We start from the raw sequence: 15,765 nt of genomic DNA on the forward strand, positions 1-15,765 counted from the left end.
GGGCAAGTGTTTTTTGTCTTTTCCTTGATAGAACAACGGTTATAGACCTTTAAGAACAAAAAAATTTGACAGTAACTGACTGTACAGGGGAGAGATAAAAAGGAAGCAAAAAAAGCTGCAGAGGAGATGCTTGATAAAGTGGGACTGCTGGATAAGTCAGATACCTACCCTGCTCAGCTTTCCGGTGGGCAGAAGCAGCGTGTGGCAATTGCCCGTGCATTGGTCATGGACCCTAAAGTGCTGATCTTTGATGAGCCTACTTCTGCGCTGGATCCTGAACTTGTCGGTGAAGTGCTTGATGTCATCAAGGACATTGCCGACCAGGGGGATACTTCCATGCTTCTGATTACCCATGAGATGGACTTTGCCAAAGAAGTGGCTGACCGTATCGCGTTCTTTGATGGAGGGAAAATCATCGAAGATGGCCCGCCGTCAGAAATTCTGTACAACCCACAGGCACCTCGCCTGAAAGAATTCCTGGAACGTTTCATGAATACTCAGTCATCACCTGAATAAGAAAAACCGAACAGGCTAACTCAAAACTCTTCAGTCTATAATCAATACGCCAGCTCCTCGCATTATCGTGAGGGTGCTGGCGTTTTTTGATTAAATGAGTCAGTTGAGAGGGCGATCAGCATCCGACTTTCAAGGCTGTCAGCTTAGGACTCTTTCAATAGAAGAGACAATTTATAAACGTAATCGTCATATTTTTTGAAAGACAGTTCGTCGAGTGCAAGGTCTTCCACGAAGTGAGAGCCAACTATGAGCTGTTCCTTTTCTGCATGGACCAGCATCGAGGCATAACCCTTGAGTACATCGTCATCGCCTCCCTTGAAGTATCCGGTCAGGTACTGTCCCCCAGGTAAAATGAAGTTACACAAAGACTGATCTGAGACTTCGGTATATAAAAATCCGCTGTAGTTTTCTGATTCCTGGCTGACTTCCTCGACGGGAACGATTAGCCCTTCCAGAAAAGTGGTCTGAGCGGTCTTCTTATCTAAAGAGGCATAATGTGTTGTATAAGCTTGGTAATAGGAACGCGTATCCAGAACGTTGTCGATCCTGGTAGTCAGCATATGCCGGGCAGAGAACGATTCAATTTGGAACCCGGAAGACAAACTGGCGAGGGTTTCGTCTGTAACACGTTTCTTTTCTCTCATAGCTTGTTCCAGACGATTCAGCCGAGCAATTTTTTTCTGCAGAGCATTTGCTTCTTTTGAAAGCAGCTGTGAAAAACGTTCGGGCGATCGGTTGTCAAGGAAAGCCCTAATGTTATTAAGCGGGACGCCGATTTCTTTGAGAGCGGAAATGACTGAGAAGGTTTCAACTTGCTTCAGTGAGTAATACCGGTAGCCATTTTCTTTAACATAGGCTGGTTTGAACAAGCCTTTTTCATCATAAAAGAAGAGTGTATGCTTAGACACACCCACTAATCTGGCAAAACGCCCAGTAGTGATGTAAGCGGATTGTTTGACCATATAAAATTTCCCCCTTGACTATAGAGTAACTCTATACTTTAGTATATATAATGAATCAAGTTTTGAAAAGGAGAAGGATTTTATGAATAGAGAGACAATGAAGACGGCAGTAACCGGTACAGTTTTATTTGTAGCAGGTGTCGTCTCTCTCTTCTTACACATTAATGATGACGGCTTGTTTGCCTATATTCTGTTGGCGTATGGTGCCTGGGAAATTGGAGAGGCTGCATCGGACTATTATTTTGGTGATCAGGATGAAGAAGAGGACCGGAGCTGGGAAGAAATTAAAAATGGATTCAAAGCGGATGTAGCAAAAATAACGATTCCTCTGATCCTGACGATGCTTGTCGAAGTGGTCATGATCGGTACAGGGTTCAGATTGTTTACATTCATTGCGTATATACTGACGCTGATTATCTACCTGATGTTCATTGGGGTTTTTTCGTATTTTGAACTAAAAGATCAGGAAGACACCTCTTGTCAGTTCAACGATTGAATAGATAAAAAATGATCATACAGATTCCAGTTCGTTGAATAAAATCAGACTGGAACGGAGATTTTGAGTCCCATAGCTGTTCGCGTTTACGTTATAATAACGAAGAAGACAGAAGAGTAAAAAAAGTATCATTATAAGACTGACGGGGGGAGTAAGCATGGAGAGATGTGGCTGGGTGACTGAAGATCAGGTCTACCTCGACTACCATGATTATGAGTGGGGACGGCCTATGAAAGATGACAGGGAGTTATTTGAGCTGCTCTGCTTGGAAGGGGCTCAGGCCGGGTTGAGCTGGCTGACGATTCTGAAACGACGCATGCAGTATAGAGAAGCCTTCGACCAGTTCGATCCATCCACCATTGCCGACTATTCAGATGAAAAAATCGAGGAGCTGATTCAGAACGAAGGAATCATCCGGAACCGGCTGAAAATAAGAAGTGTCGTGAAAAATGCAAAAGCGTATCAGGCTGTCGTTGAACAATATGGCTCTTTTTCTTCCTATATCTGGAATTTTGTGGACCATCAGCCGATCATCAATCACTGGACTGACCTTAGTGAGGTGCCAGCGCAGACAGAAGAAAGCCGTAGGATGAGCCGACAGATGAAGAAGGATGGATTCGGTTTTGTGGGTCCGACCATCTGCTATGCCTATATGCAGTCAGCTGGCCTGGTCAATGACCATCTGACCGGGTGTTTCTGTTACCAGGAAGTGAAGCAGTTAATCGAAAAAGGAGAATTCAGATGAATCGTATCAATTTGATTTGCCTAGGAGTCAAAGATTTGAGAAAGTCCCTTGCATTTTATAAAGATATTGGATTCAGCACGCCTGAGACAGCCGAAGAGCCGGCGATCGTTTTCTTCAATAATGAAGGAAGCAAGCTGGAACTCTACCCGATAGATGAGCTGGCTAAAGATATTAATGAAGAAAATCCGCCAAAATCAATTGGTGGTCAGTTCAGAGGGATTACACTCGCCTGCAACATGAAATCAAAAGAAGCAGTAGATGAAGTGATGAGTAAGGTAGAGGCTGCCGGAGGAGCAATTGTGAAAATGCCTCGAATTGTATCATGGGGAGGATACAGCGGATACTTTTCTGACCCTGACGGCTACTACTGGGAACTAGCTTATGCTGACACATGGGAGTTCGACGATCAGAATATGCTTGTCATCGACTAGAAATCACCAGAACATGTAAGGATATAAAAATCTTGAGCCGGCCTATCAGCTGACTTGAGATTTTTTATTTTCAAGGTAACACTTCTGATTCTTCTTTCGTTATTACTAGTGTAAGCAGTGATCACCTTACACAATCAACTAAGGAGGAAACAATAATGAATAAAATATGGTCAGCAAGTAAAGTAGATATTTTTCTGGAAGATGTTGAGAACGCAAAGCTCGTCCGCAGAAGTTTTGCTGGCGCTCATCAGTCTCTATCTGAAGAACAAGTCACAGCATTCACTCAGGCTCTTGATTCAGTAACGGATCTGCCTGTTTCACATACACTTGTCATAGAAGAATACCGCTACTCACTATAATCAACTAAAACAAAACAGGAGGCACACCCATGAGTATGAAACTAGAATTGCGTTTTGAAACAGGAGAAGGTAAAAACCGAGTTATCGCCTTAGATCAGCCGAGAACAGGTCTGACTAAGGAAGACGTTCAGACAGCAATGGAACAGATCATTGCACAAGACATGTTCACCGTCAAAGGTGATCCGCTCTATACTAAAATCAAAGGGGCACGTTATGTGACCCGAACAGTAGAAGACATTCTGGAAGCAGAATAATTACATTCTCACTACCCTGGCTGAACTGGTCAGGGTAGCTTTTTTTATATTGGAATAAATAATTGGACTTTTAAAAAGTAAGTGTTTTTGCTATACTACCAGAGTAGAAAGATAAAAGGAGAGCATACACATGAAAAAACTGCTGCTCGCATTGGTTAGAACCTATCAGAAAGTCATATCCCCGCTATTTCAGCCAAGCTGCCGCTATTACCCGACGTGTTCACACTATACCGTTCAGGCACTTGAAAAACATGGAGCCGCTAAAGGGTCCGTTATGGGAATGGCGCGTATTCTCAGATGTAACCCATTTGTAAAAGGCGGAGTGGATAAAGTGCCCGAACATTTTACAGTCAGAAGAAATCCCGACAGCGAAAATGAAACGTATCTTGGATCAGGAATTACCGTAAAGAAAAGTGACCTGACTAAACAGAAACAGAAGATGGACTGACTATGCCGATCACATTAAATGAAGAAAATTTTTACGAGACGATTAAGTCAGCTCCAATTGTCCTTGTCCAGTTCACTAGTGATTTCTGCGGGACCTGTCAGGCAATGGCTCATAGCTTGGAACAGGTCAGAGAGGCATCTGACGAATCTATTATTATTGCGGAAGTTAAAACCATAGACAACCCGGACTGGGCTGAAGCCTTTACTATCCAGTCGACGCCTACCGTTCTCCTTTTTTATAAAGGCAAATACACAAACCGTTTAAGCGGCGTGCACACGCAAAGTGCCGTTAATAAATGGATAAGAGAAGTCGTAGCCTAGTGCTGCGGCTTTTTTAAACAAACAGTAGCAAAAATCTCACTTATATTGCAATAATATTACAAAAAAGCGACTTTAGTATGAGTTTCATGTTAATTTGTTGTTTAAACAAATTAACTATTGTAAACGGTTTCTAGTAAAAGTATTATTATTGTAAGCGTTTAGTGTATAATCGCTGAGATATTAAGGAGAAGGCGGTGAGAAGGTCTGACGATTCTTAGGAATCACTATTGTTTCGTTAGTTGTCTCATTACATAAATAATGAGCGTACAGTCGAATAGTCAGAACAAATAAGGAGGACACGTATGGAGAACAGCACTAAATTTAAATTAGCAAATGGAATGATGAGTGCGCTGCTGGTCGCACCCGTCTTTGCTACAGCAACAACAGCTTTGGCACAGGAAACAGATAATGAACCAACCAGCGAACCAGAACAAGTCGTCGTCTATGAGAATGATTTTTCAGAAAATCCAGATGCCGACCAGGCACTTGTCTCAAGTGGAGATGCCGTGCTCGAATGGTTTAATGACTTTGAGATTAATGGAGAAGTTGAATCAGGCGTTTGGGTGACTAATAGAGTTAATGATTACGATGGAATCGATATCTCCTTTGATGAAATCGGTCTGGAAGAAGGACTGAAATATTCGATCCAAGTTTCAGGATATATTGCTGAGGGGGAAGAAATTCCCGAAGACACTTCAGTGAATATTGAAACGGTTAACGGATATACTTGGTTGACCAATCCGACTGCTGAAACAGGCATTTTTGAACTAGAAGCAAGTTATACTGCGTTCGGAGAAAACGATGAAGCTTTTCGTATTAAAACAAATGAAGCTGGAATTGGCATGGAGTTTGCGGTCACTAACGTATTGATCACAACTGACACTCCAGCAGATGATGAAGATACTGTAGATGACGATGCAGACGATCCGACGTCACCGGAAGATCCAGTTGAAGATGACGGAAACGATGTTGAAGATCCTGTAGAAGATGAAGGAGACGAGGAGGCGTCTGATGAAAACAGCCCGGCATCTGAATTATCTATTCTCTTCTCAAATGATTTCACAGAAAATACTCAGGCAGCTACCAGTGCAGGTCCGACATTCCAGCATCAAGCTGGTTTTAATGATGGTCAGGGCGCACTGTACGTAGGTAACCGTGAAGCTAACTGGAATGGCGTTGACTTCAGTTTTGCAGAAATGGGTATGGAATACGGATATGAATATAATGTAACCATTCGTGGCTATGTCGATTCAGAAGTCGCTGTTCCATCAGGAGCAGAAGCGTGGCTTCAGGTTCCCGAAGAGGATTATCCATTATTAGCGCAAACCGCTTTTGTAGCAGGAGAAGAATTTGTGCTGGAAGATACATTTATATTTAATAATCCAGACTACACTCGTTTTAGAGCTCAGTCTAATGAAGCTGGTGCTGCTGTACCATTCTACATTACTGAAATTGTAGTTGAATGGGATGAAAATCAGACACCGTTGGAAGATGAAGTACCGGATCCAGATGCTCCAGCGGCTGAAGTGTTCACTTTTATTGACTTTGAGAATGGCGAATTAAATGGATTTACAGCTAGAGGCGATAACGAAACAGTGACTGTAACGGATGCAGATAATTATACAGAAGGCGGACAGTATAGTTTGCTGACAACTGGACGTACACAAGATTGGAATGGTCCTGCCCTTCGTGTCGAGGACTACATCAATCTTGGTCAAGAGTATCAGATTTCTGCCCGTGTGAAAACAGATGCAGAAGCCTCTACAACGTTCAGACTATCAACCCAAGTGAATCAGGGGGATGTAGCTAGTTATAATACGGTTGCTTCAACCACGATGAGTGCTGATGATGGCTGGGTACACCTTCAAGGAACCTACCGTTATTCTTCTCTTGGCGGTGGTTACGTCACTATATATGTTGAAACCGGCGGAGGAAGCCTTGCTGACTTCTATATCGATGACATCAATTTCGTTGAACTTGATTCTGAACCTGCAGACGTTCAGCTTGATCTTGCGCCGATTAAAGATGTTTATGCAGATGAATTCCTGATCGGTAATGCTATAAATATGGCTGAATTGGAAGGGGATCGTCTGACGCTCCTAGACCATCACCATAATTTAGTTACTACGGAAAATGCTATGAAGCCTGATTATGCTTATAACTCAGCCCGTGAATTTGACTTCGCTGACCAGAACCGTCTGGTAGAACGTATCTCAGAGGAAGGATTCCTTCTTCATGGGCACGTCCTAGTATGGCATCAGCAGTCTCCGGAATGGTTGCATAGTGATGCTAACGGTTCTCCTTTACCGGAAGCAGAAGCGCGTGCGAACATGCAGCGACACATTAGAGAAGTTATGACTAATTTTGGAGATAGTGTGTATAGTTGGGATGTAGTAAATGAGGCGCTTGCAGGCGACTGGGGCAATCCTGAAAACTGGGAATCTCAGTTAAGAGATACTGGTTGGTTACGTGCATTAGGACCAGACTATATATATGAAGCTTTCAGCTATGCCCGACAAGTAGCTGACGAACTCGGAATGCCAGAAATGGTGCTTTACTACAATGATTATAACGATCATATTCAAGGTAAAGCGCGCACCATGTATTACATGATTAGAGATATTAATGACAGATGGGCTGCCGAAAACCCTGAAGAAGAGCGTAAGCTGATCAGTGGAGTCGGTATGCAGGGGCACTATAGCATCAACCTTAACCCTGATCTTGTCAAACAATCTATCGAACGTTTCGAACAGCTTGATATCGAGATCGGTATTACTGAGTTGGACGTGACGACATTAACAGAAAATGAATATGTTGAAGCTGAATGGAATCGTCAAGGCTATGTATATGCTCGTCTATTCCAGATTTTCAGAGAACATTCTGATTCAATCAACCGTGTCACATTCTGGGGATTGAATGATGCGAGCAGCTGGCGTTCTGAACGGTTCCCGTTATTGTTTGACGGCCGTCTTCAAGCCAAACCTGCTTATTATGCAGTAGTTGATCCAGATGGTTTCCTTGAAAATTATGAAGAGGCTGAAATTGAAGCTAACAGCAGTTATGCCGTATATGGTACTCCTGTTGTTAATGCAGAAATTGATGACATCTGGAATGATGCACCTGTAATGAATATCTCAAGATTCCAGACAGCATGGCAAGGGGCAAGAGGAACAGGACGTGCGCTATGGGATGAAAACAACTTGTATGTTTTATTCCAAGTTGCAGATGGTAATCTAGATGTTTCGGCAGAGAATCCTTGGGAACAGGATTCAGTAGAAGCATTTATCAACGAAACAGGTGAGCCAACACTGAGCTATATTGATGGTGTCGGTCAGTACCGTGTCAACTATGAAAACTTTGCAACATTCAACCCGAGTGCATACAGTGACGGATTCGATTCAGCTGCTCGAGTACTTGGTTCCGGTTATGTTGTAGAAATGGCTATTCCTTGGAAATATATCACCCCCCAAGCAGGACACACGCTTGGTTTTGATATGCAGATCAATGATGGAGTAGATGGTGCTCGTCAGGCAGCTGCTGCTTGGAACGACCTGACTGGACAGGGCTTCCAGGATCCATCAGTGTTCGGAAATCTTACTTTGGTCAATGATATGGGAGATGTAGATCACGAAGATGATGCGGTAGTGATTAATGAAGGTGAAGAAGTAGAAGTTTTACCAGGACAGACTATTGTTGTTGATGGACAATTAATTTCAATCACCATGCCTAGTGATCTTCCATTAGGAACGTCGATCATTGTCAATATCCTTGATGGAGAAACTGTACCTGAACTTGTAAATGAAGAAGGGCAACTGTTGACAGCTGCAGGAGACATTATTGATGTTGAGCTGATCCTACCTGAAGGAGAAGAAGATTACGAAGGTGATTTCGTATTGACTTTAGGCATTGATAATGATTTTGTAGAAGAAGACGTCACTATCTATTATTACAATGAAGAAGAGAGTATCTGGGAAAATGTCGGTGGAGAGGTAACAGACAATACGATTTCAGTTATCGTTCCAGGATTCTCAATCTACGGCGTGTTTGTTGCTGAGGATGATGATCCAGCAGATCCAGCAGATCCGGCGGACCCAGCGGACCCAACAGATCCGACAGATCCGACTGATCCAGCGGACCCAACAGATCCAGCAGATCCGACAGATCCGACTGATCCAGCGGACCCAACAGATCCAGCAGATCCGACAGATCCGACTGATCCAGCGGACCCAACAGATCCAGCAGATCCGACAGATCCGACTGATCCAACGGACCCAACAGATCCGACAGATCCGACAGATCCAGCGGACCCAACAGATCCAGCAGATCCGACTGATCCAACGGACCCAACAGATCCGACAGATCCGACTGACCCAGCGGATCCAGCAGACCCGGCAGATCCATCTGACTTAGGGGATACTGATACAGATGTCGATTCAGATGATGAAGAAAGAGGAGAGCGTCTGCCTCAGACAGCTACTGCGGTTTGGACGATTGGACTGATCGGACTGGCTGGAATGGCCTCTGGTTTAGGTATGCACTTTCTTCGCAAGAAAAAATAAGGTAAAATAAGCATAATTTAATAGGAGAGCGAAGAGGAAACGACTCTCTTCGCTTTTCCCTGTTTTTACATAACGAGGAGGGATATAATGAAATGGCTGGCAAATGGATTGATAGCAGTAGGGGTGGCTTTAATGATGTGGTTTGGCTACTCGCTTTATCAGCAGAATCAGATGCAGTCGGTTACCTTGGCGGAAGCTGAACAGGCGGTACAGACTATGCGTGAAAAAGTCGATCCGGATGACGAGAATCCGGCCGAGTCTTTTTCAGCCCAGACCCATGAAGCCATCGGGGTCCTTCACGTCCCTAAGATTGACCGGAGCATCGGAATAGTTGAAGGAACTGATCCGGATGCGCTGGATTTAGGTGTGGGTCATATGTCTAGTACTGCATTTCCTGGACAAGGCGAACAGATCGTTCTGTCCGGCCATCGTGATACCGTCTTCCGCAATTTTGCAGAGCTCGAAATTGGTGACGAATTTATAGTAGAAATGCCTTATGGCGACTACACATACGTAATAAGAGACACAACGATCGTCGATGCGGACGATACCTCTGTCGTTGGGGAGATGGGAGAGGAAGTTCTGGTCGTATCAACCTGCTACCCGTTCAATTATCTGGGGAGTGCGCCTGAGCGCTTCGTGTTCTACGCTTATCCGGTCAGTGAATAGATTGTACAAAGTAAGGAATGATTTTTGTGACAAAAAGCGACCTGGCCGAATGTATGATATAGTAGGAGAAATACAATATTGGGGATGAGTATGATGAACGAACAAATCGATAGAGTCATGGCAGATGTATTGAACTGGAGACGGACAATGCACAAGCATCCGGAACTTTCATTTGAAGAGTACTGGACAAGTGCTTATATTGAAGAAGCACTGCAGTCAATTGGTCAGATAGAGGTGACACGTCCGACTGAAACAAGTGTATTGGGAATCATAAAAGGGGCTAAGCCTGGTAAGAAAATCGGCTTGCGTGCCGATATTGATGCATTGCCTATAGACGAAGAGCGTACGGATATCGACTTTGTGTCTGAAAACAAAAATATTATGCATGCGTGTGGACATGATGGACATGCATCGATCCTTTTAGGCGCGGCTAAGGTACTGGTCGGTCAGATCGATGACCTGCATGGGGAAGTCTACCTGATATTCCAGCATGCTGAAGAAACGCCGCCCGGGGGAGCGGTCAATATGGTAAGAACGGGTCTGTTTGATGATCTGGACTTTATTTATGGCCAGCATCTGTTTACGCCGATTCCGACAGGTCAGATCGGCCTGCTGAATGGCCCGGTAACGGCGAACTCGGACCAGTTTGATATTCTGATCAAAGGAAAAGGTGGACATGCATCCCAGCCGGAAAACTCGGTGGATCCTGTCCTGATCGGTGCACAGATTATCAGTCAGCTTCAGGCTCTGGTTTCAAGGGTAACGTCCCCACTGGACTCGCTGGTCATCTCAACGACAAATTTCCATGCTGGATCAGCCAAAAATATAATTCCGGATACTGCGGTTTTAGGTGGGAGCGTCCGCTCGATCACTCCTGAAACGAGAGAAATGGTTGAAGAACGGATCGAAGCAGTCGTGAAGAATGTGTGTGACGTCTACGGAGCCGGCTATGAGTATACTTATTCTAAAGGGTACAGCTCAGTTGTGAATGATGATGAAAAAACAGATCAGGTCAGAGCGATCGCCACAAAGCATTTCGGAGATGCGGTCTTTGAATTCCCTCTTGCAATGGGTGGGGAGGACTTTTCAGCCTTTTCTGACTTAGTCCCCAGTACCTATGCCTTTATAGGAGCAGGGAATGCTGAGAAAGATATGGAATATCCGCATCATCATCCAAAATTCGGGATTGATGAAGATTCTTTCAGTACCGGAGTAGGCATGATGGTGGCTGTTGCTATGAACATGACTAAAAACTAATTGATAAACAAGGAGGCAGCTCAATTCATCATGAATTGGGCTCTTCTTTCGAGTTTGATGAGTCAAAGATGGTACTCACTTGGTTACCGTGTCTAACAGTTTTTTTGGTGAACTACCCACCACTTAAATCCTCCGGATTTTGAAGTGGGGGCTTCCTACGAACTCCATTCTTGTCTGCACAGGTTTCATGCAGACAGAGGAATCGGATATGGGTAGGCTCAAAAGGCAGTCCCTGCCTCATAGGTTTTCTTTTACTTGGCTAACGCCAAGGAATACTCAGTAGGCTTGGTTGTCGCCTATATAGACTTGGTTATCGTCTATATATAAAGTATACCAAATGAGAATGACATTAACCACTTCAAGCTATCGCTTGACCGAAATTCATCTCCCACTTTCACTGGTGCTTCGCACCCATACGCTTAGAAGTGGGAGATTTCTTTCGGAATTACGTTAAAGAGGAGATATAACATGACAGAAGAAAAAACTTATTCAGCCTATAGATTGCCGCGTTTTTCCATAAAAGATATAGTTCTGAGCACGCTGACACTCGGACTGAAAAAACCGAAGGCAGCACTCGAAGAAGGGAAACTCTTCAAAATCACGGTTGCTCAGGACGCCATTGAAATCATTGAAGAGACGACAGGAGGAAAACAGCTTTCCCGGGAAGAAGAGGCTATTGGAAAAGACGAACGTAACAGGATAGAGAAAAATCAGGTGTATAAGACTGCAGATTATGTTTATCATGTGGAAGAGAATTAACTGACACAAAACATTCAGCGGAGTGGATTGCGATTAGACTCGTTCGGGACTATACTTAGGAAAATACCAGAGAGAAAGATTTAATATATTGGAGGCAGTTCAATGTCAAGCAGAGCTCAACGAATTGAAGAAATAGCAGTAGACCTAACAAGACAGCGCAGTGTGACAGAAACGATCGAGGAGCAGTTAGTGACTGAGAAAGTCCACTTGTTTTTCCAGCAGATGGATTATTTTAAAGATAACCCGGAAGACCTCTTTTTTGTTCCCGTTCCGCACGATAAGTGGGGAAGAAAAAGTGTGATCGCCCTTCTTCGAGGAAAGAAAGATCCGGAGAATAATAAAACAGTTGTTCTTATCGGCCATACAGATACAGTGGGTATTTCTGATTATGGCGATCTTAAGAATTTCGCACACATGCCTTATGAGCTGACCGAGCTCCTGCATGAACGCAAGGAGCTTCTGTCAAAAGATGCGCGTGAAGATCTGGAGTCAGGAGACTACCTGTTCGGGCGTGGCCTTTTCGATATGAAAACAGGTGATGCGATCATTATGACTCTAATGGAAGAAATAGAAAGCAGACTGGATGATTTTTCCGGCAATATCCTGTTTGCGGCGGTGTGTGACGAGGAAGCCAATTCAGCCGGTATGCGTTCATGTGTACCTGAAATCGTCCGCCTGAGAGATGAGAACAACTTGAACCTGACCGGACTGATCAACACAGATTACATGACTTCCGAGTATCCCGGTGATGAAAATAAATATGTGTATATTGGAACAGTCGGGAAGCTTATGCCGTCCTTTTATGTTGTTGGAAAGGAAACGCATGTCGGTGAAGCATTCAAGGGACTGGATCCGAACCAGCTTGTCGCGGAACTGACTCGACGCATCAACTTAAATACTGATCTGTCAGATACAGTTGAAGGAGAAAGTACCTTGCCACCGATGAGTCTTAAGCAGCAGGACCTCAAACCGGAGTATTCTGTTCAGACGGCAAAAGCGGCTCACGCCTTTTATAATTTCGCCACACATAGCCAGACGCCGGATGTGGTTCTTCAAAAAATGAAGGAAGTGGCCGAAGAAGCATTTAAGTCAGTGATAAATGACCTGAACACGCAGTACGAGCGGTACTGTGATCTGACTGGCAGGGCGTTTGAACCGTACACCTATGCGCCTAAAGTCATGACGTACAATGAACTGAAAAAACAGGTAGTCACTGATCAGGGACAGGAAGCAGTTGAGGCTCTGGACCGCGAGAAAGAAAAATGGCTGATCGACGATACGGTAGATGAAAGGGAATACGCTTTGAAGGAAGTCGAACTGCTTCAGACCATGTGGAAGAATCAGGAACCGGTCATCATTGTCTACTTTACGCCGCCTTACTATCCCCATATCTACGTCAAAGGTGATACAGACAAAGAAAAGAATCTCCTGGATGCTGTAGCGGAAGCGGTGACCACAACGGAATCCGACTATACACTTGTATATAAGAAGTTCTTCCCATATATCTCGGATCTGAGTTATGCTTCTGCTCCAGAGAATAAGGGAGAAATAGATGCACTGAAGGAAAACATGCCCGGTTTCGGTACGAAGTATAAGCTGCCTCTTGATGCGATGCAGAGTCTGGGACTTCCGGTAGTCGACATCGGACCGTTCGGTAAGGACTCGCACAAGTTTACAGAACGTCTTGAGAAAACGTACAGTTTTGAAGTTGCGCCGACACTTGTGTCTAAAACAATTGACGCATTGCTGCGCTGAAACAGATAGAAAAGCAGGGAGAAATCTCTGCTTTTTTAGTGAATGGAAAAAGTTGCCTGTTAAGTTTCTATGAGGCTGAAAGGCAAGTAAAACTCTTCTAAATCCTTAAACAAATCTTTATGAGTTGCACGGACAATACATGATAAAATAAAGAGGAACTTGATGAGAGGGTGGGGTCAATGCGTATATTGGTTGCTGATGATGACAAAGAAATCTGTGACTTGCTAGAGATATATATAAAAAATGAAGGCTTTGAGGTTGAAAAGGCTTATGATGGTCAGGACGTGTTGAACAAAGTGGAGCACCTGGACATCGACTGCCTTATCCTGGATGTCATGATGCCAAAGAAAAGCGGCTTGGAAGTAGTCAAGGAAATAAGGAAAGACTCGTCTCTGCCCATATTGATGTTAAGTGCCAAAACAGCTGACATAGATAAAATTCGTGGCCTGACAAACGGTGCAGATGATTATGTCGTCAAACCGTTCAATCCATTGGAGGTGCTTGCCAGAGTCAAGTCACTGATGAGACGGAGCGGCTATGGAACGAAGGATACGGATGCGGACGAATTGGAGATCGGCCCGCTGGTCATTAGAAAAGATCATCACCAGGTCGAGACTGTTGATGGGGTTCCGGTACAACTGACTGCGTTGGAGTTTGGTATCCTCTATCTACTGGCAACTAATCCAAACAGGGTGTTTAACGCGGATGAGATTTTTGAAAAAGTATGGAAGCAGGAAAGTCTCGTTCCTGCTAAGACAGTCATGGTCCACGTGAGTCATCTGCGAGACAAGATTGAGAAAGCCACTGGCGGAGAGAAAGTTGTCAAGACCGTCTGGGGCGTAGGGTATAAAATAGAGAATTGATAACGGAGGTCAGGCAGCATGCAGTTAACAAATAAAGAACGACTGCGATTGGCATTTGAAGCAGTCGTGACAGCCGGGATTATCTTTCTCTGCTATTTCGCCGTCTTTGAAATACTCAACTGGCTGGTTACCTCGTTCCCCGAAGTCTTTGGAGATTTCTGGATTTTTGGGAACATGCTCGCTGATATCAGAAATCAGGAACTGTGGGGACTGACGCCTCTTGTCTTCATCTTCCTTATCATTGTTGCTGGTGTGGCGATATACTGGCGCCTGAAGAGGCGATATCACCAGTACGAACTGCAGCATATTATCAAAGAACTGCACTATATTGCACAAGGCAATTATACACATCGCATCAGAGGAAAATACAGCGGGGATATCGGTAAAGTCGTGGAGAGCATTCATGTGCTTGTCGATTCGACCGTAGAAGCAATGGAAGAAGAACGACGGATCGAGCAGAGTAAGGATGAACTCATAACGAATGTGAGTCATGACATCCGCACACCACTGACTTCCATTATCGGCTATCTGGGATTGATCGAGGAACGGCGGTTCACTTCAGCCAGTCAGGCTACTGACTATGTCCATACTGCCTACAAAAAAGCAAAGCAGATGAAAGCTCTCGTTGACGATCTGTTTGAATACACGACTGTACGTCAGACGACTACCCCTCTGGAGTACATTACGTTTGATATGGGGCAGCTGATCGAACAGATGGCCATCGACTTTGAACTGGAAGCTTTAAAGAAAGGCAGGGAGATAAGGACTCGTACACCGGACACCCCGATCATGATGCGAGGAGATACGGAAAAAATAGTCAGGGTATTCCATAACCTTCTCTCCAATGCGTTGAAATACGGAAAGGGAGGCACACTTATCTGCATCAATGCGGTTCAATCAGAGAATAACGTAGAGGTCACAGTGAGCAACAATGGCGAAACCCTTCCGGAAGAAGCTATCGAGCAGCTGTTTGAACGGTTCTACCGGGCCGAAGTTTCCCGGTCGCAGGAAACAGCGGGAACGGGTCTTGGACTTGCGATAGCTCAAAGTATTGTTGAACTTCATAAAGGGAAAATTACAGCAGAAGTTAAAGAAGGGTGGACAGTCTTTACGGTTGTTCTTCCCCTTAATACTAATGGACAAGATGAACGGTGAGTGTGACGTGCCGTTCTTTTCTATGTTCGAAGAGCCCGGTCCAGTAACACAAAAGGCGAAATAGAATGATGACGGGTTTTCTAACGGTTCGATTTCAATTGAATGTCTAAAATATGAATTCTCTTGAAATACGGTTGTTTTTTTTATAGAATAGGAAAGTATAAAGTTTTACCCGCTAGAAAGCCTATCACCTCAAACGTTAATCACTATCACTTGA

The 15,765-nt window shown here is 44.3% G+C and carries 15 protein-coding genes and 1 pseudogene; 15 read left to right on the forward strand and 1 reads right to left on the reverse strand.

Annotated features, from left to right (window positions below; translation table 11 throughout):
- Positions 1 to 96: 96 nt before the first annotated feature.
- A pseudogene (locus ABFX15_RS09020) lies at positions 97 to 516 on the forward strand (amino acid ABC transporter ATP-binding protein); the annotation flags it as partial.
- 143 nt (positions 517 to 659) lie between these two features.
- Here ABFX15_RS09020 and ABFX15_RS09025 read toward each other — a convergent pair.
- Positions 660 to 1,478: a MerR family transcriptional regulator gene (locus ABFX15_RS09025; protein WP_346025096.1), complete on the reverse strand. Its 819-nt coding sequence runs from the start codon at positions 1,476 to 1,478 to the stop codon at positions 660 to 662.
- An 82-nt stretch (positions 1,479 to 1,560) separates the two neighbouring features.
- Here ABFX15_RS09025 and ABFX15_RS09030 point away from each other — a divergent pair, with 82 nt between their 5' ends.
- The 14 genes from ABFX15_RS09030 (at position 1,561) to ABFX15_RS09095 (ending at position 15,548) form a co-directional block, all read left to right on the forward strand.
- Positions 1,561 to 1,974 (forward strand): hypothetical protein, encoded by a 414-nt coding sequence (locus tag ABFX15_RS09030; protein ID WP_346025097.1) that lies wholly within the window; start codon positions 1,561 to 1,563, stop codon positions 1,972 to 1,974.
- A 157-nt stretch (positions 1,975 to 2,131) separates the two neighbouring features.
- On the forward strand, positions 2,132 to 2,719 hold the full coding sequence (locus ABFX15_RS09035; protein WP_346025098.1) for a DNA-3-methyladenine glycosylase I: 588 nt from the start codon (positions 2,132 to 2,134) through the stop codon (positions 2,717 to 2,719).
- The gene (locus ABFX15_RS09040; protein WP_346025099.1) at positions 2,716 to 3,150 is read left to right on the forward strand and encodes a VOC family protein; all 435 of its coding nucleotides are present in this window, start codon (positions 2,716 to 2,718) and stop codon (positions 3,148 to 3,150) included. Before ABFX15_RS09035 ends, ABFX15_RS09040 begins: the two co-directional genes overlap by 4 nt.
- Positions 3,151 to 3,305: 155 nt before the next feature.
- The gene (locus ABFX15_RS09045) at positions 3,306 to 3,509 is read left to right on the forward strand and encodes a DUF1659 domain-containing protein (protein ID WP_346025100.1); all 204 of its coding nucleotides are present in this window, start codon (positions 3,306 to 3,308) and stop codon (positions 3,507 to 3,509) included.
- Between the two features lie 29 nt (positions 3,510 to 3,538).
- On the forward strand, positions 3,539 to 3,763 hold the full coding sequence (locus tag ABFX15_RS09050; protein ID WP_346025101.1) for a DUF2922 domain-containing protein: 225 nt from the start codon (positions 3,539 to 3,541) through the stop codon (positions 3,761 to 3,763).
- A 130-nt stretch (positions 3,764 to 3,893) separates the two neighbouring features.
- Positions 3,894 to 4,211 (forward strand): membrane protein insertion efficiency factor YidD, encoded by a 318-nt coding sequence (yidD, locus tag ABFX15_RS09055; protein ID WP_346025102.1) that lies wholly within the window; start codon positions 3,894 to 3,896, stop codon positions 4,209 to 4,211.
- A 2-nt stretch (positions 4,212 to 4,213) separates the two neighbouring features.
- Entirely contained in the window at positions 4,214 to 4,531 is a 318-nt protein-coding gene (locus tag ABFX15_RS09060) for a thioredoxin family protein (RefSeq protein WP_346025103.1), read from the forward strand.
- Between the two features lie 302 nt (positions 4,532 to 4,833).
- Positions 4,834 to 9,090 carry an endo-1,4-beta-xylanase gene (locus tag ABFX15_RS09065; RefSeq protein WP_346025104.1) on the forward strand — a complete coding sequence of 1,419 codons (4,257 nt, stop codon included), beginning with the start codon at positions 4,834 to 4,836 and terminating at the stop codon, positions 9,088 to 9,090.
- Positions 9,091 to 9,177: 87 nt separating this feature from the next.
- Entirely contained in the window at positions 9,178 to 9,759 is a 582-nt protein-coding gene (locus ABFX15_RS09070) for a class D sortase (RefSeq protein ID WP_346025105.1), read from the forward strand.
- A gap of 84 nt (positions 9,760 to 9,843) precedes the next feature.
- Positions 9,844 to 11,016, forward strand: a complete 1,173-nt coding sequence (locus tag ABFX15_RS09075) for a M20 metallopeptidase family protein (protein ID WP_346025110.1) — start codon at positions 9,844 to 9,846, stop codon at positions 11,014 to 11,016.
- Positions 11,017 to 11,484: 468 nt separating this feature from the next.
- Positions 11,485 to 11,775 (forward strand): hypothetical protein, encoded by a 291-nt coding sequence (locus ABFX15_RS09080; RefSeq protein ID WP_346025106.1) that lies wholly within the window; start codon positions 11,485 to 11,487, stop codon positions 11,773 to 11,775.
- Positions 11,776 to 11,877: 102 nt separating this feature from the next.
- Entirely contained in the window at positions 11,878 to 13,530 is a 1,653-nt protein-coding gene (locus ABFX15_RS09085; protein ID WP_346025107.1) for a M20/M25/M40 family metallo-hydrolase, read from the forward strand.
- 179 nt (positions 13,531 to 13,709) lie between these two features.
- The gene (locus tag ABFX15_RS09090) at positions 13,710 to 14,393 is read left to right on the forward strand and encodes a response regulator transcription factor (protein WP_346025108.1); all 684 of its coding nucleotides are present in this window, start codon (positions 13,710 to 13,712) and stop codon (positions 14,391 to 14,393) included.
- Positions 14,394 to 14,411: 18 nt separating this feature from the next.
- Positions 14,412 to 15,548 (forward strand): sensor histidine kinase, encoded by a 1,137-nt coding sequence (locus ABFX15_RS09095; protein WP_346025109.1) that lies wholly within the window; start codon positions 14,412 to 14,414, stop codon positions 15,546 to 15,548.
- The last annotated feature ends 217 nt before the right edge of the window (positions 15,549 to 15,765 follow it).

The organism is Alkalibacterium indicireducens (genome assembly GCF_039522005.1).
GTDB classification, from domain to species: domain Bacteria; phylum Bacillota; class Bacilli; order Lactobacillales; family Carnobacteriaceae_A; genus Alkalibacterium; species Alkalibacterium indicireducens.

Coding starts and splice junctions, on each gene's coding strand:
- ABFX15_RS09025 (WP_346025096.1), bottom strand. CDS start 1,478: ATGGTCAAACAATCCGCTTACATCACTACTGGGCGTTTTGCCAGATTA.
- ABFX15_RS09040 (WP_346025099.1), top strand. CDS start 2,716: ATGAATCGTATCAATTTGATTTGCCTAGGAGTCAAAGATTTGAGAAAG.
- ABFX15_RS09095 (WP_346025109.1), top strand. CDS start 14,412: ATGCAGTTAACAAATAAAGAACGACTGCGATTGGCATTTGAAGCAGTC.
- ABFX15_RS09075 (WP_346025110.1), top strand. CDS start 9,844: ATGAGTATGATGAACGAACAAATCGATAGAGTCATGGCAGATGTATTG.
- ABFX15_RS09030 (WP_346025097.1), top strand. CDS start 1,561: ATGAATAGAGAGACAATGAAGACGGCAGTAACCGGTACAGTTTTATTT.
- ABFX15_RS09035 (WP_346025098.1), top strand. CDS start 2,132: ATGGAGAGATGTGGCTGGGTGACTGAAGATCAGGTCTACCTCGACTAC.
- ABFX15_RS09045 (WP_346025100.1), top strand. CDS start 3,306: ATGAATAAAATATGGTCAGCAAGTAAAGTAGATATTTTTCTGGAAGAT.
- ABFX15_RS09060 (WP_346025103.1), top strand. CDS start 4,214: ATGCCGATCACATTAAATGAAGAAAATTTTTACGAGACGATTAAGTCA.
- yidD (WP_346025102.1), top strand. CDS start 3,894: ATGAAAAAACTGCTGCTCGCATTGGTTAGAACCTATCAGAAAGTCATA.
- ABFX15_RS09080 (WP_346025106.1), top strand. CDS start 11,485: ATGACAGAAGAAAAAACTTATTCAGCCTATAGATTGCCGCGTTTTTCC.
- ABFX15_RS09090 (WP_346025108.1), top strand. CDS start 13,710: ATGCGTATATTGGTTGCTGATGATGACAAAGAAATCTGTGACTTGCTA.
- ABFX15_RS09085 (WP_346025107.1), top strand. CDS start 11,878: ATGTCAAGCAGAGCTCAACGAATTGAAGAAATAGCAGTAGACCTAACA.
- ABFX15_RS09050 (WP_346025101.1), top strand. CDS start 3,539: ATGAGTATGAAACTAGAATTGCGTTTTGAAACAGGAGAAGGTAAAAAC.
- ABFX15_RS09065 (WP_346025104.1), top strand. CDS start 4,834: ATGGAGAACAGCACTAAATTTAAATTAGCAAATGGAATGATGAGTGCG.
- ABFX15_RS09070 (WP_346025105.1), top strand. CDS start 9,178: ATGAAATGGCTGGCAAATGGATTGATAGCAGTAGGGGTGGCTTTAATG.